The sequence below is a fragment of the Janthinobacterium sp. 75 genome (genome assembly GCF_004365495.1).
Lineage (GTDB): Bacteria > Pseudomonadota > Gammaproteobacteria > Burkholderiales > Burkholderiaceae_D > Janthinobacterium.
On record NZ_SORD01000001.1, the window covers coordinates 3,974,372 to 3,994,907 of the forward strand.

18 protein-coding genes are annotated in these 20,536 nt (G+C 63.4%); 4 read left to right on the plus strand and 14 right to left on the minus strand.

The genetic code is table 11. From position 1 onward, the window contains the following. Positions 1 to 454: 454 nt before the first annotated feature. Entirely contained in the window at positions 455 to 1,801 is a 1,347-nt protein-coding gene (locus C8C89_RS18150) for a glycosyl hydrolase family 18 protein (RefSeq protein WP_243858080.1), read from the minus strand. Positions 1,802 to 2,072: 271 nt separating this feature from the next. Continuing rightward, positions 2,073 to 3,635, minus strand: coding sequence for a M28 family metallopeptidase (locus C8C89_RS18155; protein ID WP_133991558.1), 1,563 nt, complete (start codon positions 3,633 to 3,635; stop codon positions 2,073 to 2,075). Positions 3,636 to 3,862: 227 nt separating this feature from the next. Here C8C89_RS18155 and C8C89_RS18160 point away from each other — a divergent pair, with 227 nt between their 5' ends. Beyond that, positions 3,863 to 4,072 (plus strand): hypothetical protein, encoded by a 210-nt coding sequence (locus C8C89_RS18160; RefSeq protein WP_208327723.1) that lies wholly within the window; start codon positions 3,863 to 3,865, stop codon positions 4,070 to 4,072. A 301-nt stretch (positions 4,073 to 4,373) separates the two neighbouring features. On the opposite strand, the gene C8C89_RS18165 is transcribed toward C8C89_RS18160, so the two are convergent. The 4 genes from C8C89_RS18165 to C8C89_RS18180 are packed head-to-tail and all read right to left on the minus strand — an operon-like array spanning position 4,374 to position 6,086. Then, on the minus strand, positions 4,374 to 4,814 hold the full coding sequence (locus tag C8C89_RS18165; RefSeq protein ID WP_133991560.1) for an SUKH-3 domain-containing protein: 441 nt from the start codon (positions 4,812 to 4,814) through the stop codon (positions 4,374 to 4,376). A gap of 8 nt (positions 4,815 to 4,822) precedes the next feature. Continuing rightward, the gene (locus C8C89_RS18170; RefSeq protein WP_208327724.1) at positions 4,823 to 5,377 is read right to left on the minus strand and encodes a GNAT family N-acetyltransferase; all 555 of its coding nucleotides are present in this window, start codon (positions 5,375 to 5,377) and stop codon (positions 4,823 to 4,825) included. Continuing rightward, a complete protein-coding gene (locus C8C89_RS18175; RefSeq protein WP_133991562.1) occupies positions 5,374 to 5,856 on the minus strand; it encodes a MepB family protein in 483 nt (160 codons plus the stop codon). The genes C8C89_RS18170 and C8C89_RS18175 overlap by 4 nt, the downstream gene beginning before the upstream one ends. Then, on the minus strand, positions 5,853 to 6,086 hold the full coding sequence (locus C8C89_RS18180) for a hypothetical protein (RefSeq protein ID WP_101481232.1): 234 nt from the start codon (positions 6,084 to 6,086) through the stop codon (positions 5,853 to 5,855). The genes C8C89_RS18175 and C8C89_RS18180 overlap by 4 nt, the downstream gene beginning before the upstream one ends. Positions 6,087 to 6,220: 134 nt before the next feature. Between C8C89_RS18180 and C8C89_RS18185 the strand changes: the two genes are divergently transcribed. Next, entirely contained in the window at positions 6,221 to 6,583 is a 363-nt protein-coding gene (locus tag C8C89_RS18185) for a TfoX/Sxy family protein (RefSeq protein ID WP_133991564.1), read from the plus strand. Here C8C89_RS18185 and C8C89_RS18190 read toward each other — a convergent pair. The 6 genes from C8C89_RS18190 to C8C89_RS18215 all read right to left on the minus strand — a co-directional run bounded on the left by C8C89_RS18190 (position 6,572) and on the right by C8C89_RS18215 (position 15,083). Beyond that, positions 6,572 to 7,576 (minus strand): 2-hydroxyacid dehydrogenase, encoded by a 1,005-nt coding sequence (locus tag C8C89_RS18190; RefSeq protein WP_133991566.1) that lies wholly within the window; start codon positions 7,574 to 7,576, stop codon positions 6,572 to 6,574. The two genes, C8C89_RS18185 and C8C89_RS18190, sit on opposite strands and share 12 nt — an antisense overlap. An 87-nt stretch (positions 7,577 to 7,663) precedes the next feature. Then, on the minus strand, positions 7,664 to 8,857 hold the full coding sequence (locus tag C8C89_RS18195) for a hypothetical protein (protein WP_133991568.1): 1,194 nt from the start codon (positions 8,855 to 8,857) through the stop codon (positions 7,664 to 7,666). Between the two features lie 2 nt (positions 8,858 to 8,859). Then, positions 8,860 to 10,413, minus strand: coding sequence for an MBOAT family protein (locus C8C89_RS18200; protein ID WP_133991570.1), 1,554 nt, complete (start codon positions 10,411 to 10,413; stop codon positions 8,860 to 8,862). Further along, positions 10,403 to 11,476 carry a glycosyltransferase gene (locus C8C89_RS18205; protein WP_166674788.1) on the minus strand — a complete coding sequence of 358 codons (1,074 nt, stop codon included), beginning with the start codon at positions 11,474 to 11,476 and terminating at the stop codon, positions 10,403 to 10,405. The genes C8C89_RS18200 and C8C89_RS18205 overlap by 11 nt, the downstream gene beginning before the upstream one ends. Positions 11,477 to 11,513: 37 nt before the next feature. Continuing rightward, positions 11,514 to 12,983 carry an oligosaccharide flippase family protein gene (locus C8C89_RS18210; RefSeq protein WP_133991574.1) on the minus strand — a complete coding sequence of 490 codons (1,470 nt, stop codon included), beginning with the start codon at positions 12,981 to 12,983 and terminating at the stop codon, positions 11,514 to 11,516. Positions 12,984 to 12,998: 15 nt separating this feature from the next. Next, positions 12,999 to 15,083, minus strand: a complete 2,085-nt coding sequence (locus tag C8C89_RS18215) for a glycosyltransferase (protein ID WP_243858082.1) — start codon at positions 15,081 to 15,083, stop codon at positions 12,999 to 13,001. Between the two features lie 152 nt (positions 15,084 to 15,235). Here C8C89_RS18215 and C8C89_RS18220 point away from each other — a divergent pair, with 152 nt between their 5' ends. Next, positions 15,236 to 16,534, plus strand: a complete 1,299-nt coding sequence (locus C8C89_RS18220; RefSeq protein ID WP_133991576.1) for a putative O-glycosylation ligase, exosortase A system-associated — start codon at positions 15,236 to 15,238, stop codon at positions 16,532 to 16,534. Then, complete coding sequence (locus tag C8C89_RS18225; protein WP_101481224.1) at positions 16,531 to 17,466, plus strand: polysaccharide deacetylase family protein; 936 nt, start codon at positions 16,531 to 16,533, stop codon at positions 17,464 to 17,466. Before C8C89_RS18220 ends, C8C89_RS18225 begins: the two co-directional genes overlap by 4 nt. Here the strand turns inward: C8C89_RS18225 and C8C89_RS18230 are convergent. Together C8C89_RS18230 and C8C89_RS18235 are read right to left on the minus strand one after the other, a co-directional pair. Further along, positions 17,375 to 19,306, minus strand: coding sequence for an asparagine synthase C-terminal domain-containing protein (locus C8C89_RS18230; RefSeq protein ID WP_101481223.1), 1,932 nt, complete (start codon positions 19,304 to 19,306; stop codon positions 17,375 to 17,377). The two genes, C8C89_RS18225 and C8C89_RS18230, sit on opposite strands and share 92 nt — an antisense overlap. Next, positions 19,303 to 20,481 carry a pyridoxal-dependent decarboxylase, exosortase A system-associated gene (locus tag C8C89_RS18235; RefSeq protein ID WP_133993498.1) on the minus strand — a complete coding sequence of 393 codons (1,179 nt, stop codon included), beginning with the start codon at positions 20,479 to 20,481 and terminating at the stop codon, positions 19,303 to 19,305. The genes C8C89_RS18230 and C8C89_RS18235 overlap by 4 nt, the downstream gene beginning before the upstream one ends. Between the last annotated feature and the right edge of the window lie 55 nt (positions 20,482 to 20,536).

A 20,536-nucleotide genomic window follows, 5' to 3' on the forward strand; every position in this document is an offset into this window, starting at 1 on the left:
ATGGTATCCGGTGGAGATCGCGGTAATGCAACTTCGGGCGATGCCCTGAATGGTGATATTGCTGAGGGGAGCTGATTATGCTTGGTGGTGGTATTAGTTACTTCGCTTAATCGTATGGCGGCCTGATAGGATTAACACGGTTTTTTAGTAATTTTTATATATAAATTTGCAATTACATTTAAATAGGAATGCACGGATCGCTTACCATTCCAAGACTTTTGCGGCTGTGGCGCGATTTATTGTCATTTTTTCCCAGTTGCGTCTGTTAAAAAAATTCAGTGCTCCCAGTACCAGTTCTCATGGATAAAATCCTGTTCGGCCTGTTCTTGCAAGGGGGCCTGAGCTGATGCTCGCCGCCTCCGTCCACGAACGCGGCGAGCGCCAGTTCCTGTTCGAACACCTGGAACCACTTTCCCTGGACGACCTGCTGCTGCTCGACCGTGGCTAATGCAGCTTACGGCAAGGTCTTCAGCACAGTCTTCGTCGGCACGGAGAAGTTATAGCCATCGTGGCGGTCCCAGTTGATCGACCACGTCATCACGCCGCGGAAGTCCGGATACGCCTGCAGCGGCTTGATGGTGCCGCAGTTGAGCAAGCGCGTCAGGCAATTGAGGGCATTGCTGACGTCGGCGTTGGTGGTAAATCCCGAGCCCGCCGAGCTGCGTCCCGATGGCACGCCGAAGCCCACCTGGTCAGGACGCAGGCCAGCGAAGGTGTTGCCGCCATAGTTGAATCCTTCGATCAGCATACGCGCCGTGGCCACCAGTTGGTCGGCCGAGCCAGCCTTGATGGCGCCCGTCGCATACGGCGTGTAGATGTCGCCATTGTTGTAGTACTGCGGGTGCAGCACCGTCAACTCGGAGCGCAAGGCGTTGATGATGGGAATGTAAGCGCCCCAGATGCTGCCATAGCTCGTGTATCCGCCTTCCACATATACCCATTCCGGCGCCATCGACAGATAAAAGCTGCTGCCGACCTTGGTTTTCAGGTTTTTCACGGCGATCGGCAGATAGGTCTGGATGGCCGCGCCTTGCGCCACGCCGTTTTCCAGGTCCAGGTCGATGCCGTCGAAGCCATATTTCGTGATGATGGCGTACAGGCTGTTGGTGAAATTCGTCGCTTCGGCCGTGTTGCCGACGGAAACGGAGCCGTTCTGCCCGCCCAGCGACAGGATGACTTTCTTGCCCTTGGCACGCTTGGCCGCCACGTCGGCGATGAACTGCGCTTCCGTGCCCGCGCCCGGATCGATGGTCAGGCTGACATTGCCGCCGCCCGCATTGTCGCCAAACGAGACGACGATCACATCCCAGTCATCGCTGACCTGGCTGATCGGGTAGGTGGCGCCGCTGGGGTTGGTAAAGTTGTGCCAGTAGCCGATCAGCGCGTGTTTCGCCAGGCCGTTGGGGGAAGGCGTGGGTGTTGGAGTCGGGGTTGGTGTCGGAGTAGGCGTTGGTGTCGGAGTCGGAGTTGGAGTAGGCGTTGGTGTCGGGGTAGGCGTTGGAGTAGGAGTCGGCGTGCCGCAGTCTCCCACCGCCGTCCAGGGCTGGCCGCTACCGGCGCCGCCGCTGCTGGTCGACGGGTTATTGCCTTGCGTCCACCAATTGGCCGTGTAGTTCACGTTATTGTAGCTGGCCTTGCCGCCGCCGTTGTAGGCGGTGCCGCTGTTCCACGGCGTAAAGCAGGCGACTGCTTCCGTCGAGGCGGCCAGCAGCTGGCTCGCGCCCCCGCTGGACCCGTCGCCGCTGCCACCGCCGCAGGCGGCCAACGTCCCCCCGAAGAGGGTAAGGATGAGGGTATTCATGACTGTCCGGTTCATCGCATCTCCTTGTGTATTTTTTCATGGCCGGGCGGCTGGACACCGTCCGATTTTTCAGAGTGCAAGCACAGTAGCTGGTAGTCAACTGGTTTCGTCTTTTGCGCAAGATCACAATACCAGTTGTGGCATTACCCCAGGAGATGGGCTTTGTGGGCCATACCAGTGCCTGTTTTCCAGTGCGCTGGTATGGTGTCCGGAATGGTGCCGGGAGCAGGGCGGGGAAGGGAGGAGGACGCCAGGCAAGATCTTGCGGCGGTTACGGCGCCGTTTCCTTGCGCAAGTCGGCAGACGGCACGCGCGACAGGTCCAGCAGCATCTGCGTCAAGGCCACGGTCTGGCGCTGCATCAGTCGGTAATCCAGCTGGGTCGTGGTGTCGATGCCATGGTTGAGCAAATAATACGGTTGCGCCATGTAATGAAGCGTGGGAATGGGCAGCGCCACCTGGAAATACCGGCCTTCGCCAAGCCAGGCGGCGTGCTTCGGGCCGGGCTGGATCGACGGCAGCACGAACGCGGGTGCTGCGTTGGCCTGTTTCAGCATGGCGTAGGACGCATCCATCAAGGCGGGTGTGCGCGGCGAAAACAAGGCGGCCGGCTCGGACCTGCCAGTGGGATGCAAATAACCATTGCTGTCGGGCAGCACTTCCAGCGCGCCCAGGTGCTCGATGGCCAGTATCGCGGCCATGCGCTGCGTCAATCCATCGTCTTGGTGGCGCGTGAAAAACTGCTCGATACCCACGCCGCCCGCGAAATGGCCACTCGTCAACAGCAGCATGACGCTGCGCGGCAGGCTGTTCTGCGGCAAGCGCGTCAGGTACTGGGCCATGTCGACGATGGCGTTCGCCCCATTGTCATCCAGCCCGTTCGGGCCATCCGTGTGACTAGCCAGCACCATCAATTCCCCGGACTCGCCGGGGATGATGCCGACCAGGTTGCGCGTCTGCACCTGCCGCACGGTGGCAGCCATGGTCAGCCGCAAGACTGGGGCCGTGCCTGCCAGCACTCTTTCGCGCAGGCGCTTGCCCAGTTCGCGGTCAATAAACACGCCAGGCAACTGGCGCACTACGCCGTCGTGGGGCGCATACAAGCCATCCGCCATCTTGGACGGCGTATCGAGAGTGACGATCACGCCCGCCGCACCGGCCTCCTGCAAGCTGTCCAGCAAGGCGATGAATGGCCCCAGCATCTGGAACGGGCGCACATATGGCGTGTCCGGCCCCATGGCGTGGTCAGGATCGTGAATGTGGACGGCGGATTGCTGGAAAACCTGGCCTGTCCACGCCACTTTTGGCATCTCGACGAGCACCAACTTGCCCGCCAGACTGGCATCGGGCCGGGCCCCTGGCGCCAGATAGACGACGCGTCCCGTAATGCCGGACGCCGGCGTCACGCCCGAATACGGAATATAGCCAGCCGAGGGCAGCACGCCAGATCTGTCGTCGTAGACCACGTCCAGACCCCAGTTTTCCGCTTCCACAGACCATTGCCGGAAACTGAACGGCTCGTAGCGCAGCTGTTTGACACCGGCGCGCGTCAGGCGTTCATGCAGGGCGTCGATATACGCTTCATGCCGCGGCGATCCCGTGGCACGCAGGCGGCGCTCATCGAGGTCGACTTGCCAGTCGACCAATTGCTTCCTGGATAGAAACTGCGTGGCATCGACCGACACGGCAGCAGACGGCGGCAGGGCGCGTGCAGGCCAAGGACCGGGCTTACTGGCACAGGCAGACAAAGCGGCCGCGATGGCCAGCGCGCCGGCAAGGGACAGAAAGCGGCGGGACTGCGATAAAAGCACGGTACGTGGATGCGCCTGTGTCATGCGGGTCTCCTGATCATCGAAACTCAATGTTGAGACTTTTCATTCAGAATAGTCGGCAAGGGACTGATTTTATTGCCGATTTGATTGATATCGCAGGCAATGAAAGATGTGTCACGGGCGGCAATTTACCACGAGACAAGGCGATGGGCCGGCACGCTTCACGGGGCGATCTCTTTTTTGTAAACGCGCCGTGTTTCTTTCGTTAGAGAAAGCCTGTAACTTTCATCATGGCACCGTGCCATGATGAAAGTGGGAATGAAGACGAAGTCGACTACGAACTGACGACGCGCCACGCGCCATTCAAAGGCACCGTGGTATCGCGCAGGAGCGTGGCAGACCTGATCGCCAGCATCATCGACGCACCAGACTTGCACCGGCACGCCAACCTGGGCGTGAACAAACCGAACACGGACGGGGACAAGCCATATTTCACGTAGCTGGTTCAAGCGAAGGCGCACAGCAACGGTAGCTGCGCGCAGAGGGCTAAAATCGCATTTGCGATTTGGTACTTGAGTAAAATGCGCAACACTCCGTAAACTACCAGTCCTTCGCATAATTTATATTATGTAAAATCACTAAAGGAGTGCAGAATCAAAGCATTACATTCGCCCCTGTTCCCGGATGGCCGTTTGCCCAGGCGCGCAATGGGTTTGGTCAGCAAAACTCGGCGCCCACAGGAGGCGCTACCCTACCCGCAGGCAAAGTCGGTCTTTTTAATCAGCGGCGAACGGTGCGATCTTAGAACTGGTACGCGTCTTTTGACATTGTGGAACCGTAGGAAAAGCCCCAAAGCAAACGACGCATCAGCTCTCCGAAATTCTGCGGCCCTTGGTATAGCTGACCGTCAGGATCGGTAAATACATAAAATGTCCCATCAGTGCCGACAGACAAGATCATGTGGTCATGGTGGGCCGAGGCAAATGCGACAACCTCACCAATTTGTTCTGCCCAAGCTTGAAACAAACCGCAACGAGGACACTCGTAGAAGCGCACGTCGCTCGATGCCATTTCTGTTCCTAAGCCACAGGTACCTACAGTCAAACCTCCGAACTCATCAACTATTTGATTGGCGATGGCATAGGCAGACGCTGGAGGCCTGCCTAGAGGTGCTTGGCTCTTCGGTCCCTTCCAGCCTGCTTCTCGAAAGACGGGCTCTATTAGCTTTGGTATTTCCAACATGGTCAGTTTCAGTGCTCGTCGCCTGCATAGATCCACATGGGCTCTGTTTTCCCGGCGCGAACGAAACCCACGGACTTGTAGAAGTCGATGGCCTTGCCGTCTGCTGTCAGCATTTGCTGGTGAAACCCCGCGTATTTTTCAAGCATGGCAGCCATCATCCTTCTGCCGACACCTAGTCCTTGCGACATCGGATCGACGAGCATATGCGGGAAATAGACAACCAGATATCCATCGGAAATGGCATTGCCGATGCCAATTAACTTTCCAGCTGCGCGGGCCGTAACCAGGCTGTGGGAATTGCGCAGCGCGGCCATCAGTTCTTTTGGTTTTTCTGCAGACGACCAGTTATTGGCCTTGTAGATGTCAATAACTTCCTGCTCAGTGATCACGTCATTCATTGAAATTTGCATCGACACGACTTTCTTTTTTTGGCGACGCTTACCTTCCCCATTGAAAGGATCAAGCGTTTCGATAACTTTAGGACTTGGTATGCGACATAATATTGATGAGCTGCCGAAAGAGTTGCGCACGACATCTTTTGGGGCAACGATCGAAAAAATCAAAATTCACCCTGAACCTTTCCGCTCCTGCATAGTTGCTCCAGCCCTTGCTGATCCCCGGCCGCTACAAAACACTCGACCTGCCAGCGCTGGGTGCGCTGGGCCTGGATGGATGCGGGCGCGCACCACGGCGGATAGACGCGCAGCGCGCGCTTGCCGCCGCTGCACGCGCGCGACATCACGCCCCGTTCCAGGAGCACGGCGCGGGAAAAGACAAAGAAGCCGTGCTGCGCCCCGTCGCCCACGGCGATGATGACGACATCGACGGGGTCCGCTTCATCCAGCGGGGCGATCTCGGCATCGGGATGGGGGCGCTTCCAGACGGTGACGAACTGGCCGGTTTTCGTCGGCGTGGTTTTCGCCACGCGCAAGACCAGCCGCTTGCCGTGCAGCTCGGCGCGGCAGGCGCCGTAGTCCGCGCTTTCCGCTTCCGGCACTGGCGCTTGCCGCAAACCCAGGAAAGCCCATGGACTGGCCTTCATTGCGCGCTGAACTCGGCCGCGGCCTTGGCCGCCCACAGCGCCTCGGCGTAGCTGGCGAACGGGCTGTCATAGCCGTCGACCGTGCCGTGTTCGTCGACAAAATACAGCCACCAGCCGTCGCCCTGCTCGCGGATGGCTGTCTGGCCCGGCGCGCAGTGGTCTGCCACGTCCTGGGTCGATGCGAGGGTGGCGATGGAAATGCCGCGGTGAGTGATCAGGTGGGGAGTCATGGAAAAATAAACAGTGCTCAATAAATAATGGCGATAGTGTAGCCGCGCCGGCCGCCCGCTGGCCAGAGCGCCGCCGAAAAAGGCCGCTGGGCTAAATAGCTTGCGCTACACTGGCCGCTCAAATGGAGGACAACATGGCATCACAGCAAGGCACGGTGGATTTTTTGCTCGACCAGCTGGCGGGCGCAGGCAACATCCATGCGAAAAAAATGTTTGGCGAATATGGCCTGTATTGCGACGGCAAGATGTTCGCCATCGTCGCCGACGACCAGCTGTTCATCAAGCCGACGGACGCAGGCCGCGCCTGGATCAGCGCGCAAGGCACGCTGCAGGAAGCGCCGCCCTACCCGCAAGCCAAGCCATACTTTTTGATCGATGGCGGGCTATGGGACGAGCGCGACTGGCTGAGCCAGCTGGCGCGGCGCACGGCGGACGCCTTGCCGCTGCCCAAACCCAAGCCGCCGCCCAAGCCCAGAAAACCGGCTTCAGCCAGCTAATACGCTGTTTTCGCAAACTTTGCCCTGCAGGAAGCATTGCAGGTTGTGATAGGTGATGGCGGCGATCTCGCGCAGCGCTTCGATCGTGAAGAAGCCCTGGTGGCCCGTCACCAGCACGTTCGGGAACGTCATCAGGCGCTGAAAGATGTCGTCGTCGATGATGTCGGACGAACGGTCCTGGAAGAACAGATTGCTCTCCTGCTCGTACACGTCGATGGCCAGGGAACCCAGCTGGCGCGATTTCAGCGCTTCGATGACGGCGCCCGTGTCGATCAGGCCGCCACGCGAGGTGTTCACCAGCATGGCGCCCTTCTTCATCAGCGGCAACGTTGCTTCGCTGATCATGTGGCGCGTGCTTTCCATCAAGGGGCAATGCAGGGAAACGATGTCGGATTCGGCCAGCAATTGCGGCAATTCCACCATTGTGCCCAGATCTGCGAACGCGGGCGCCGGATACGGGTCGTGGCCCAGCACCGTACAGCCGAAACCCTTGAAAATGCGCGCCGTTGCCAGGCCGATCTTGCCCGTGCCGACGATACCCACTGTCTTGCCATGCAAGGTGGCGCCCAGCAAGCCATCGAGCGAGAAATTGCCTTCACGCACGCGGGCGTAGGCGCGGTGCGTGTGGCGGTTCAGGGTCTGCACCAGGGCCAGCGTGTATTCGGCCACGGCTTCCGGCGAATACGCGGGCACGCGGGCGACAAAAAAGCCCAGGCGCTTCGCCGCTTCCAGGTCGAGGTTGTTGTAGCCGGCGCAGCGCAGCAGGATGGCGCGCACGCCGTAGCCGTGCAGGGATTCCAGCACTTGCGCGTCAAGCACGTCGTTGACGAAGACGCAGACGGCGTCCACGCCTTGCGCCAGGACCACGGTTTCCTCGCTCAGCAAGGCGCTGTGGAAGACCAGTTCGATGCCGGCAGAGTCGGGCTGGGACGGCAAGGCTTCGTCAAAGAAGCGGCGGTCGTAAGGTTGGCTGGCAAAGAAGGCGATTTTCATGGGGAGTCCTGGAACTTGCTGAATGGCAAAACATTATCATAACGCAAGCGCCCTGCCCCACGGCGTACGCCTGGCACCGGCTTCCGCCTATTTGGGCTCGCGGGGCAAGGTCAAGGCATGGCGCAGGTACGCTGTCTCGTCCGCATGTTGCGCATGGTAGCGCTCGCGCGCGGCGCGCATGGCCGCCTGGTGGGCGGCGATGCCGGTTTCCGTCAGCTCCACGCCAAAGTCCGCCGGCGGCTGTGGCGCGCCGCCGAACAGGCGCGCCAGGATGTAGCGGCCCACATTGTCGCGGTAGTGCGACGCTTCCCAGTAATAGCGCATCGCGCGCCCCCCCGTCACCTGCGGGATCGGCTCGCTGGTGATGCTGTTGAAACCTGAAAAATCGTACAGACGCACGTCACAGCCCTGGCGCCGATAGCGCCCGGCCATCCACGCCAGATCGCGCTGCCACTGCTGCATGGCGTCCCACTTGCCGCGCCAGTACAGGGCGTCGAGCGTGAGCGCATGCGTGGGATTGATGTACAGGCGCAAGCGCGTGCCGCCCCGGCACAGCTTGCCCACACTCGTATCGAAGGCTTGCAGCGCGGGCGCCGTCGGCCCCAGGCCGTCGCCGAATTCCTGCAGGCGCGGCGTGAACGCGCGCGCCGTGCCGGCCCAGCCGTGATTGCGGCTGGTGATGCAAGCCTGGTCGCGCTGGCCATGCAGGGCCAGGCTGGATAGGCAGGCGCCGTCGTAGCTGCCGCTGAGGATGCGCCAGGTGTCGCGCGTCATGTCCAGGCTCAGGCCGCGCTTGATGTTGAGCAAGGCGCGCCGCGCGAAAAACGCGGGTCCGCCCTCCGTCAGGCCCGGCTCCACCCCGGCCGAACCCAGTTCCAGGGAAAACGAGGGTGCGTCGATGCCCCAGACCATGGTGTCGACATGGCTGACCCTGGCCGCGTGCTCGGCCAGCAAGATGGCGTCGCCGATGGAGGCACCCGACACGGCGCTGTTGAAGACACTCTTGCCCTCGAATAAAGTACGCATGCTGCTCGTCGGCAAGCCCATTTCCGTGCGCGAATTGCCGATGTAGACGACGGCGGGCCGGTAGCGCGCCACGGCATACGTCTTGCCCCACACGGCCAGCTTTTCAGACGTGGGACGCAGGCGCTGCACCAGGGGCGTGTCCCACTGGTGCAGCAAGTAGGGATCGACACGGTAATTCACGGCGGAAACGAGGACCAGCGCGGCCAGCACGCAGGCAAGGAAGATGGCGAGGTAATGGCGGGCGTTGGTATCCATGCTCAGAACTGGAAGTAGAGAAATTCGGTGACCCGGTTCATGCCAAAGATGCAGGCGACGAACAACGCGGCACAACCCACGCTCCAGCGGCGCGTGGGCCGCCAACTGAAGGCCCAGCGTCCTGCGGGTTGAAATATTCTTTCAATGGCAGGCTCGTAGAGAAAGAAGATTTCTTGCGTATTGGGTGCCTTGAAAGCGAGCAGCATGGCGCACAGCAGCACGGGCAAGCCCGGTCCCGCCAGTTCGATCCAGCGGATGCCGTCGAAGGCCGGATGCAATCCCCACTGCGCCAGGCTGGCCGCGTGACTCACCAGGCCGCGCGGCAGGCTCACGCCGTTCGCCCCCACCAGGGCGCCCGCGATATCCCAGGCCGTGGCCACATCGGGCGCGCGGAAAAATATCCAGGCCAGCATCACGGCAAGAAAGGTCAGGATGGCCGGCCAGCAACGAGACCGGGCCGCGCCAAAGACCCGCTGCCATGCCTGCTGCAACACCAGGTACAGGCCGTGCAAGCCGCCCCAGATGACGAAGGTCCAGCCGGCGCCATGCCACAGGCCGCCCAGCAGCATGGTGAGCATCAGGTTGCGGTAGCGCATGGCGACACCACGCCGGCTGCCGCCCAGGGGAATGTACAGATAGTCGCGCAGGAAACGCGACAGTGTCATGTGCCAGCGGCGCCAGAAGTCGGCGATATTGGCCGCCTTGTACGGCGAGTTGAAGTTCAGCGGCAATTTCACGCCAAACAGGCGCGACAGGCCAATGGCCATGTCCGAATAGCCGGAAAAGTCGAAATACAGCTGGAAGGTGTAGGCCAGCACGCCGATCCACGCTTCGATCAGGGCGGGTGTGGCACCGGCCGCAAAGACAGGGATGGCCAGCGGCGACAGGTTGTCGGCGATCAGCACCTTTTTTGCCAGGCCGATGGTGAAAATCGACAGGCCGATGGCGAAATTGGCGGCGCGAGGATGGGCGTTGGCCGGGTCGGCAAACTGCGGCATCATGTCGCGGTGGTGCAGCACGGGGCCGGCGATCAAATGGGGGAAATAGCTGACGAACAGCACGTAATGAATGAAACGGTACTCGCGCACCTTGCCCCGGTAGCAATCGACGAGAAAGGCGATCTGCGTGAAAGTAAAGAACGAGATGCCGATCGGCAGGATGATGGCCAGGCCATGCCACGGCTGGCTGCCAGCGCCAGCACGAGCACCAGCAAGCTCGGCGATGGCGTTCACGCTATCGATGAAGAAATTTGCATATTTGTAGTACGCAAGCAAACCCAGGTTCAGCGCCAGCGCCGCCACCAGCACGCGCTTTCGGGCCGCGCCCGCGCTGGCCCCCAGCAGGCGCCCGGCACCATAATTGACGCAAATGGAGACCAGCAGCAGCGGCAGATAGCGCACGTCCCACCAGGCATAGAAGAACAGCGAGGCGAGCGCCAGCCACACGGCTGGCGCCAGGCGCCAACTGGCGCAGGACGCCCGGCGGTCCAGCAGAAAATAGCCGGCCAGCACGATGGGTAGATAAGCGAACAGGAAGGCGAAGGAATTAAACAGCATGTTGCCTCCTGGCAGGCAAGGACTGGACCTGGTAGTAACAATCGGCAATCTGGGCCGCCACCCTTTCCCACGTAAAACGTTCCACCAGCGCCCGCACGCGGCAGCGCTCGGGCGGCAGCTCCAGCAATTCGAGGATGGCCTGGCGCTGCGCGGGGCCATCGTTCCAGGCCACCTTGCGCAGCGCGAACGCAGAATCGGGCAGGTCCAGCGCGCTTTGCGCCGTCATGACAACGGGCGTGCCGGTCGCCAGCGCTTCGAGCACGCTCAAGGGAAACACTTCGCCCTGGCTGGGCAAGGCTGCCACGGCCGCCGCATGGTAGGCGCTGGCCAGCAGCGGGTCGGCGTGATCGAGCGCGCCCAGCCATCTGACATGCGGCAAAGCCAGCAACTGCTGCAGATACGCTTGCTGTTCGCGGGGCGCCGCGCCGATCAGCACCAGGGGCAAACCGGCCCCGACCAGCGCCTGGGCCAGCCCAAGCTGATTCTTGTACGGTGAAATGCTGGCCACCATTAACACGAATGGCCCGGCGATACCCGTTTCGCGCAGAAAAAAATCGCCATTCGCCGTGAAGAAATGCGGGTTGATCCCATTCGGCAAGACGCGAATGGCGTCGTCCTGCATGCCGAAACCTTGCACGATGGCGTCGCGCTCGGCCTCGCCCAGCGCGATCACCACGTCGGCCAGCTGCAAGGCGCGCCGCGTCTGTGCATAGCTCGTTTGCACCATCCATGCCGTCAGGCGCCCGGCCAACCGGTCGGCCAGCCGCGCGCGCCAGGCACTGGCACGGCTCCAGCCCGGCGACAGCAAGGGGGACAGCACCACGGGCACGCCTTGCTCGCTGGCCGCTTCCATGATGCGGTAAGTGCCATTGTTGGCTGAAAACACGTGCAGCACGTCGAAATCGGCCAGCCGCTGGTGGTTGGCGTCGACCAGTTGCACGTCCAGCGTGTGCGCCGCTCGCTGGGGCAGCAGCTTCAGTGCGGCAATAGTTTCACGTACCTGTATCTGCAAGCCGCCGTCGCGCTGGAACAGCATCGGGTAGGACAAGATACCAACACGCATGGTCACCCTTTCGTTCGCCCGCGCCACTGTCAACGGCTCAGTGCGGTGATTTGACTGCCAGCCATCGGCCAAGCAGCTGACGCTGCAACAACAGGAATTCGCCGGCAAGCTCATGCTTCAACAGGAAAAGACCGGCCAGCCAGCACAGCAAGGAGAGCAGCGCAGTGCCCGTCAGCGCCAGCAACGCCGGTGTATCAAGCGGCAGCCACAGCAGCGCAGCGACGGGCGCCATGCCGCTGATGCCGCATAACAGCAGGCTTTTGCGCACGGCCCGCGCCAAAATTCGCCAGTCCAGAGCGCTCAAGCGCCGCAGGCAGCCATAGACCAGGCAGCTGCGCAGCACATTGCCGAGCACCACGGCCCAGGCCACCGCCACCAGGCCGAACGGCGCCGCGGCCAGCAGCAGCGCCACTTTGATTACGCCAGCGCAGGCATCGAGCCGCACCTGTGCAGGCAGCTGGCCCGTCGCCACCAACAGATAACGGGCCATGCTGAACATGCTATACACGGCCGAAGACAGGCACATGATGCGGATCAAGGGCACACAGGCTAGCCATTGCGTGCCATACAACACCTTGACCAGGGGCAAAGCCATGCAGGCAAGGAAGAAAAAGAAGGGCCAGGCCAGTGACGTCATGTAGCTGATCGTGCGCAAATACACGATTTCCGCCCCGCCCTGCCCCCCGTCTCCGCGAGCACGGGCCGCAAACAGGGGAAACACCACGGGAGAAATGGCGCTGGTGATGGCCTGGTTAAAGATATTGAGCACGCTTTGCGCCTTGCCGAACAGGGCCAGGCTTTCAATGCCGATCAGCTTGCCAATGATGAGGTCCGGCGCCGCCACCCCAGCCTCGTCGACCAGGCTGCCACCCGTCGCATACGCGCCAAAACGGGCGATGGCGCCCATGCCGCGCCGGCCCGGCAACCACGGCAGCTCGCCAGGCCGCACCAGCAGGCTCACCAGCAGCGAAGCACAGGAACCGGCCAACGCCGCCCACACCATGCTCATGTAACTGTAGCCATGCAGCGCCAGCAGCACGGCCACCAGCAGGTTGACCACGCTATTGGCCGCGTTGATGGCGTAGATGGCGCGAAAACGCAATTGCCGGCGCAGCATGGGGAGTGTCAAGGCACTCAACGGTATCAAGAGGAAATTGAGCGACAGCAGGCGCAGCACGAGGGTCAGCCGGGGTTCGCCATAGAACTGCGCCAGCGGCGCGCTGGCCAGCAGCACCAGGCCCGCCAGCAGCCAGGCAACGAGCAGGCTGGTCGCCAGCGCGGCCCGCAGTTTCGCGGTATCGAGCTGCTTTTCCTGAATCAGGTATTGCCCTACCCCGAAATCACGCACCACTTGCGCCAGCGCCACCAGCACGGCGCCCAGCGAATACACGCCCACCTCGGCCGGCGTAAGCAGGCGCGACAGCACCATGGTGGCGATGATGCCCAGCAGCAGCACCGTGTATTTTTCGGCGAAGGAAAAGAAAAACGAATGGCGGGTGGCACTCATGCGGGCCGCCCGCGTCTACACGAGGCCTGCATAGAACTGGCGCAACTGGCGTTCCAGGCCTGGCATCGAGTAGCGCTGCACGGTTTCCTCGCGCGCCAGCCGTCCCATGCGGGCGCGCCGGGGGGCATCCAGCAGCAGCTTTGCGATGGCCGCGCAGGCGGCGTTATCGTCGTCGAGCGGCAGCAGCAGCCCCCCTGCACTATCGTGCAGGATATCGTGGGTGCCCGGCACATCCGTCCCCACGGCTGGCACCCCGCAGGCCATGGCTTCGATGGTGGCGATGCCGAAGCCTTCATTTTTACTCAGCAGCACATGCAGGTCGAAGGCAGGCATCAGCAACTCGATGCGCTGCTGGAAGCCGGCAAACACCACGCGCTCCTGCACGCCCGTCTGTTGCACCTGCCGCCGCAACATGGCTTCCAGTGGCCCCGTGCCCACCAGCACCAGATGTAACTGGGGAAACTGCGGCGCCAGGCGGGCGAACAGGGCCAGCAGCGCTTGCGGACGCTTTTGCGTAGATAATCTGGCCACGCAACCGAGCACCAGAGCATCGGGCGGCAGCCCGAGTTGCTTGCGCGCCAGCACTTTCCGTTCGGGCGAGACAATAAAAGTGTCCGTATCGACGCCATTGGGAATGACGGCCAGCCGCGTTTGCGGCGGCAGCATGTCGCGGTACAGGTCGAGGAAGTGCCGCATGGCCGAGTCCGACACGGCATACACGCCTTTGACGCTGTGGAATGCTTCCTGCAAGCGGGGCCGCTGCCAGTCGCTGAAGGTTTCCAGAGGAAACGCATTGTGCACGCTGATCACGGCCGGCAAACGGCATTGCCGGGCCAGCCAGAGGATAGAAGCGCCATAACTGGTCCAGCAAAACGCCACGTGGACCAGATCCGGCCGCAGCCGCCGCAGCCGCCAGGCGCCCGAGACCCTGGCGCGCAGCTGATTCCAGCGGCGCCACGCCCAGTGTTCTAGAAACAAGGGCGGTTCATACACGCACACCTGCAGATGCTGCGCGCGCAAGCCCCGCACCCAGGCTTGAAAACCGGGAAAGCGGCGCAGCGCCAGCACGCTGTCATAGCCGCTCGCACCCAGTACTTTCGCCTCTTGCGCCATGCGCAGCTCCATGCCGCCCAGTTCGCCCGAATAACTGCTGATGACGATGCGCGGCAGCCGCTTGCGTCGCCCCCGCCACGCTTCATGGAAGAAGCCCCGCAGCCAGGCACGTTCCCACTGGCGCAGGAACAGGTCGGCGCGGTCGCGCCGCAGCCAGGCCCGCGCGGCGCAGAGGGAATCGCGCAGGTATCTGCCCAGCATCCAGCGGGGCACGCCAAGCAGCTCCACGCTGGGCGCAAAGGTCGCCAGCCGGCACTGGCCCCGTCCGAACAGCATGGCGCGGCGCAGTATCCAGTCGCGCTGCACTTGTGCGGCGCGGATGATATGCGCCACACTGGCCTGCGGACAGAACCAGGAAGGGTTGCCGGCCGCATGCATCTCCAGGTTGAGCCGGGTTTCACTGCCCATGGCGTAATTGCTCCCTTGCGGGCCGATGCTTTCGTCATAGCGGGCGCCCGCCTCGAAGATGCGGCGGCGAATCGCCATGTTGGCGCCCCACACCAGGCCCGGATAGACGGGCGCGTCGCGCAGGTCGGGGCTGGTGATGCCCCATGTCAAACCGACAGGAGTCAGGCGCAGCAGCCAGTCCGCCGGTGGCTCCCGCCAGGCGGGCACGATGGCGCCGCCAAACAGGGCATAGCCGGGGTGATCACGCGCGCTGTCCTGCAAGCGGCACAGCCAGTCGGGCGCGGGCATGGCGTCGTCGTCGCCAAAGACGAACAGCTCGCTGCCATCGCCGCCCTGGCGCAAGGCGTGCTCGACGGCCCCGTTCAGGGCGGGACTGCGGCCGCGCCGCGCCACGTAGACCGAACTCAAGGGCAAGCGCCCGCAGAAGGCGGCGATCACCTGCGCCGTCGCGTCCGTGCTGCCATTGTCGGCGATGATCAGGCGCCAGCCACCCACGGGCGGGCGCAGCGCCATGTAGGCGCGCAATACCTGGGGCAAGGTGCCGGCGCCATTGTAGGTCGCCATGAGAACGGTCAACAAGGACATGCCTCCCTGGTCTTACCATGACAAAACTGATCCGCAGTTTCAGCAGCGCTGAACAGGTTTAATCCAGTCTACCGAGCTTGCCCGCCAGCCCGTTGACAGGCATCAAGACCTTGCCAAGCCGGGCAACAACAGGAGCGTCCCCCTTCATGCGCGACATACTGATTACCATCATCATTCTGGGTTCGCTGCCCTTCATCCTGAAGTCACCGGCCATCGGCGGCCTGATGTGGGTCTGGGTCAGCGTAATGAACCCCCACACGCAAGCGTGGGGCTTTGCCACCCATCTGCCATTCGCCTTCATCATCGCCATCGCCACCATGCTCAGCCTGATGATGACGCGCGAGCCGAAAAGCCTGCCGCTCACACCCGTCAGCGTGCTGCTGCTGCTGTTCGTCGGGTGGATGAATGTCACGGCGCCGTTCGCCCTGCTGCCCGATGCGTCGTGGGTGCAGTGGAACAAGGTCATGAAGATCATGCTGATGAGCTTTGTGATCATGATGGTGATACGCACGCGGCGCGACATCGTGCGCCTCGTGTGGGTGCTGGTGGGCTCCATCGGCTATTACGGCGTGAAAGGCGGCATCTTCACCCTCCGCAGCGGCGGAACGGAACGGGTCTGGGGGCCGGAAGAAACGTTTATCGGGGATAACAATGCGCTGGCCCTGGCCCTGATCATCATCATTCCCCTCATGTATTATTTGCAGCAAAACACGGGCAAGCGCTGGGTGCGCCACGGCTTGTCGGCGGCGATGCTGCTGTCGGCGCTGGCCGCGCTGGGCTCGTACTCACGCGGTGGCCTGCTGGCCATTGCCGCCATGGGCTTGTTCATGTGGCTGAAAAGCGACCGCAAGCTGGTGCTGGGCGCGCTGCTCGGTGCAGTCGCTCCTCTGCTGCTGGCTTTCATGCCCGAGCGCTGGGCCGAACGCATGGACACCATCAACACGTATCAGGATGACGTGTCCGCCATGGGCCGCCTGAATGCCTGGCGCATGGCCTGGAACCTGGCGCGCGACCGTTTTCCTGGAGGTGGCTTCGATGTATCCGACGCCGCCATCTTTGCCCGCTACGCGCCCAACCCCATGGACGTGCATGCCGCGCACAGCATCTACTTCCAGGCGCTGGGCGAACACGGCTTCGTCGGCTTGTTCATTTACCTGGCGTTGGGCGTCGCCACCTGGCGCACAGCTGCCGCCATCATCCGCCGCACGCGGGGCAAGCCGGAACTGCGCTGGGCACACGGCCTGGCCACCATGAGCCAGGCCAGCCTGATCGGCTTTGCCGTGGGCGGCGCCTTCCTCAGCCTGCTGTATTTCGACATGCCGTATTACCTGATGGCCGCCCTGATCGCCACGCGCATCATCGTCGAGCAGCAGGCACCCATCCTCACCCCCGACGCCACCGCCCGCCAGGCCAAGGCCCGGGCCGCCATCGCGGAGCAGCCATGACGGCCAGCCTGAGCATTTTGATTTACCACCGCGTGCTGGCGCGGCCCGATCCCCTGTTTCCCGGCGAAGTCGATGCGCGCTTGTTCGAGCGCCAGCTGCGTCTGTTGAAACGCTTTTATGCGCCGCTGCCCCTGGCCGTGGCCGTGCAGCGGCTGCAGGATGGCAACCTGGCGCCGCGCGCCGCCTGTATTACCTTTGACGACGGCTACGCGGACAATGCGCAAGTCGCCCTGCCGCTGCTGCAGCGCCATGGCTTGCACGCCACGTTTTTTATCGCCACGGGCTACCTGGACGGCGGACAGATGTGGAACGACACGGTGATCGATGCCGTGCGCCATGCGCCCGGTCCCGTGCTCGATTTGCGAGGCCTCGGTCTGGACTGCCTGTCCGTCGCCAGCCTGGCGCAGCGGCAAGCGGCCATCGCCACCTTGCTCGGGCAGCTCAAGTACCTGCCATTCGCCCAACGCCAGCAGCTGGCCATGCACATCCGCCACCAGGCGGGCGCCACGCCCGGACCGCCCGCCATGCTGAGCACGGCGCAGCTGCGCCAGTTGCACGGGGCCGGCATGGGCCTGGGCGCGCACACGGCGAGCCACCCTATCCTGTCCACCATGGCGGAGCGGGAGGCGCGGCTGGACATCGCCAAGGGCAAGCATCAGCTGGAAGACTTGATCCAGGCGCCCGTCACCCTGTTTGCTTATCCGAACGGCAAGGCCGGGCGCGACTATGGCGCGCCGCACGTGGCAATGGTCCGTAACCTCGGTTTCAAAGCGGCCGTGGCCACGGACTGGGGCGTGGCGCGCCCCGGCGCGGGGCTGGATCTGCTGCAGCTGCCCCGCTTTACGCCGTGGGATCGAGGACGGCTGGCATTTCTGTGGCGCTTGCGGCAAAACCGCCGGCAAGCGCACCCAGCGCGCCTGGATGCTGGCTGAGCCACTGCTCCAGCATCAGCAGCAGCCACACCATGGTGCCGTGATAGGCCGGGTGCTCCGCCAGCAGCCGCCCTTTTAAATCGTCGATGAAGGCGGGCCGCACGATGCCGCGCCCCCGCAGCTGCGTCAGGTTATCAAAGGCAAATTCGCGCAGCGGCGCGTGGCTGTGCAGCCATAAGCCGAAGGGCAAGCCGAAGCCGTGCTTTTTCTTGCGCACGATGGCCGGCGGCAGGATGTCCGCCAGCGCCCGCTTGAAGAAGGGCCGCAACTGCCTGCCGTCGAGCTTCTCGCGCGGCGCCAGGCGCGAAGCGAACGCTACCATCGCATCGTGCAGGAAGGGAAAGGCCGCTTCCACGCCGGCCAGCTCGCAGGCCTTGCGCACCTTGAACAGGTCGTTGTCGGCCAGGGTAAAGCGCATGTCCAGCGCCAGCAACTGATTGATCTGGCTCAAGCCCTGGCCTTGCCGCTCCCAATAGGCGAGGTTCACGCAGCCAGGTGCCATGCCCGGGACGATGGTGTCTATAAAACCCGCTTCCAGCACCGTGCCATGGCCATGGCGCAGCAGCAGGTTATAGCTGTCTAGGCGGGCCGGCAACGGCAGGCTCGCTTGCTCGATGTAGCGGCGCGCCTTGTCGCCCAGTCGCCACGGCTTGCCCGCGCGCACACGGAACAGCAGCGGCTCGATGATGGCCTGGCGCAGCATGATGGGCAAGCGCCCGTAATGCGACAGCAAGGCCTGGTGCGCATAGCGTTCATTGCCTCCAAACAATTCATCGCCGCCATCGCCGCCCAACAAACGTCTCACGCCATCCTCGCGCGCCATCTGCGCGCAGTAAAAGGCGGGAATGGCCGAGGCATTGCCGAAAGGCTGGTCGAAGACGGCCGCCATGGCAGGAATCGCGGCCAGCACGTCGTTTGGTGTCACGTAGCGCTCGTGGTGGATGCTGCCCGCATGACTGGCGGCCAGGCGCGCATACGCCATTTCGTCATAGCCGGGCGCATCAAAACCGATGGAATACGTGCGCGCGGGCCGGCCCGTCACCTGGCCCATGATGGCGGCCAGGGTGGAACTGTCCGTGCCGCCACTGAGAAATGCGCCGGTGTCCGCGCCATCCGCCCCCAGGCTGCTTTCCACGGCCAGGCGCAGCAAGCGCAGGAATTCCTGCTTGTTGCCGGCAAAGCTGGCCCGCGCGTGCGCCGCGCCTGGTTCCTGGAAGGCTAGCTGCCAATAGCGGCCCTTGCATGGCTTGCCGCCCCGCACATGCAGGTACTCGCCCGGCAGCAAGCGCTGCTGGCCCAGGTAAGCCGTGGCCGGGCCAGGCACCATGTGGAAGAACAGGTAGTGATACAGGGCTTGGGGATCGAGCGCGCCCCGCACGCTCGGATGGGCCAGCAAGGCGTCGTGCGAGGAGGCAAAGAACAGGCCTTGCGCATTACTCGCATAGCTGAGCGGATGCATGCCGGCGCGGTCCACGGCCAGCAGGGCAGAGCCGGAAAAAGCATCGAGGATGGCCATCGAAAAGGGGCCGGACAGGCAGGCGCAGGCGCCTACGCCCCGGCTCAGCCACAGGGATGCGAGGCGGCCCGCCACGTCGTCTGCCGAGCCGTCGAGCACGGGCCGCCCCCAGATGGCCACTTGCAAGCCATCCTGCTGAAATACATGGCGGCTGCCATCGATGGCGGCCACGGCTACGCTGCCCACGTCACTTGCGCTGGTGGCCAGGGGAGCGCCATCGAAACGCGACAGGGGCGCGGCCATGCTCGCCAAGGTGGCCCGCGCCGCGCCATCGGCTGCCGCAACGCTGCCCGCCGCCGCCAGCCAACCGCACAGGCCGCTCATACGAGCACCTCGGCCGGCAAAGGATGGCCGAGGAAGGCCGTCGGACTGGCCGTCAAGCCATATGCGCCCGACTGGAACACCACCACCAGGTCGCCCTCCTCGGCGCGCGTCATCTCCATCTGGTCGGCCAACAAGTCCAGCGGTGTGCACAACGGCCCCACGACGGACGCCACTTCGCGCGCCCCGCCCTGCAGGCGGCTACCGATGGCGACCGGATAATTCTTGCGGATCAGCTGGCCGAAATTGCCGGAAGCGGCCAGATGATGGTGCAAACCCCCATCCGTGACGAGAAACACTTGCCCATGCGACAGCTTGCGTTCGATCACCTTGCACACATAAACACCGGCCTCGGCCACCAGATAGCGGCCCAATTCCAGGTTCAGGCGCGCCCCGGGTGCCGCCTCGGCCAGGATGGCGAGCTGCCGCTGCAGGCCGTCCGCCACGGGCGCCAACTCGAGTGCCTGCTCGCCGGGAAAATATGGCACGCCAAAGCCGCCGCCGATATTCAGGGTACGCAAGGGCGACGGCGCGCTGTCGGCCAGTTGCAGGGCCAGTTGCACGCTGAGCGCCTGCGCTTCAGCCAGGGCCGCCGCCGACAGGTTTTGCGAGCCCGCATATAGGTGAAAGCCGTGGAAATCCAGGCCCAGCTGGCCGATGCGGCCCAGCAGCGCGGGCACCAGGGCCGCATCGACGCCAAACGGCTGCGCCCCGCCGCCCATGCGCATGCCCGTGCGGCGCAAGGCGAAATCGGGATTCACGCGCACGGCCACTCTGGCCGTCACGCCCAGCCGTTCACTGGCCAGCGCCACCCTTTCCAGCTGGGCGCCAGATTCCACGTTGATCAGCACGCCAGCCGCCACAGCCCGCGCCAGTTCCCCATCGCTCTTGCCCGGCCCTGCAAAACTGATGCGTTCGACCGCCATGGTCGTATCGAGCGCGGTCGACAGTTCGCCGCCCGATGCCACGTCGATGCCATCGACCAGACCGGCCAGCCACTGCACCACGGCCGGCATGGGATTGGCCTTCATCGCGTAATGCACGTGCACGCCAGCGGGCAAGGCAGCGCGCAGTTCCGCCATGCGACGCGTGATGTGCGCGCGTTCATACGCATAGAACGGTGTGCTGCCCACGCGCTGTGCCAGGCGGCGCAAAGGCATGCCGCCGACGTGCAGCATGTCGCCCGCAACGGCGAACTGGCGCAGGGGCGCGTGCGAGGGCAGCTCCAGCCTA

Bases quoted from the DNA above. Each gene is read 5' to 3' on its own strand.
- C8C89_RS18235 (WP_133993498.1), bottom strand. From the start codon at position 20,481: ATGCTGCACGTCGGCGGCATGCCTTTGCGCCGCCTGGCACAGCGCGTG.
- C8C89_RS18175 (WP_133991562.1), bottom strand. From the start codon at position 5,856: ATGAAGGCCAGTCCATGGGCTTTCCTGGGTTTGCGGCAAGCGCCAGTG.
- C8C89_RS18150 (WP_243858080.1), bottom strand. From the start codon at position 1,801: ATGAATACCCTCATCCTTACCCTCTTCGGGGGGACGTTGGCCGCCTGC.
- C8C89_RS18225 (WP_101481224.1), top strand. From the start codon at position 16,531: ATGACGGCCAGCCTGAGCATTTTGATTTACCACCGCGTGCTGGCGCGG.
- C8C89_RS18160 (WP_208327723.1), top strand. From the start codon at position 3,863: ATGGCACCGTGCCATGATGAAAGTGGGAATGAAGACGAAGTCGACTAC.
- C8C89_RS18180 (WP_101481232.1), bottom strand. From the start codon at position 6,086: ATGACTCCCCACCTGATCACTCACCGCGGCATTTCCATCGCCACCCTC.
- C8C89_RS18165 (WP_133991560.1), bottom strand. From the start codon at position 4,814: ATGTTGGAAATACCAAAGCTAATAGAGCCCGTCTTTCGAGAAGCAGGC.
- C8C89_RS18200 (WP_133991570.1), bottom strand. From the start codon at position 10,413: ATGCTGTTTAATTCCTTCGCCTTCCTGTTCGCTTATCTACCCATCGTG.
- C8C89_RS18185 (WP_133991564.1), top strand. From the start codon at position 6,221: ATGGCATCACAGCAAGGCACGGTGGATTTTTTGCTCGACCAGCTGGCG.
- C8C89_RS18220 (WP_133991576.1), top strand. From the start codon at position 15,236: ATGCGCGACATACTGATTACCATCATCATTCTGGGTTCGCTGCCCTTC.
- C8C89_RS18210 (WP_133991574.1), bottom strand. From the start codon at position 12,983: ATGAGTGCCACCCGCCATTCGTTTTTCTTTTCCTTCGCCGAAAAATAC.
- C8C89_RS18190 (WP_133991566.1), bottom strand. From the start codon at position 7,576: ATGAAAATCGCCTTCTTTGCCAGCCAACCTTACGACCGCCGCTTCTTT.
- C8C89_RS18230 (WP_101481223.1), bottom strand. From the start codon at position 19,306: ATGAGCGGCCTGTGCGGTTGGCTGGCGGCGGCGGGCAGCGTTGCGGCA.
- C8C89_RS18205 (WP_166674788.1), bottom strand. From the start codon at position 11,476: ATGCGTGTTGGTATCTTGTCCTACCCGATGCTGTTCCAGCGCGACGGC.
- C8C89_RS18155 (WP_133991558.1), bottom strand. From the start codon at position 3,635: ATGACACAGGCGCATCCACGTACCGTGCTTTTATCGCAGTCCCGCCGC.
- C8C89_RS18195 (WP_133991568.1), bottom strand. From the start codon at position 8,857: ATGGATACCAACGCCCGCCATTACCTCGCCATCTTCCTTGCCTGCGTG.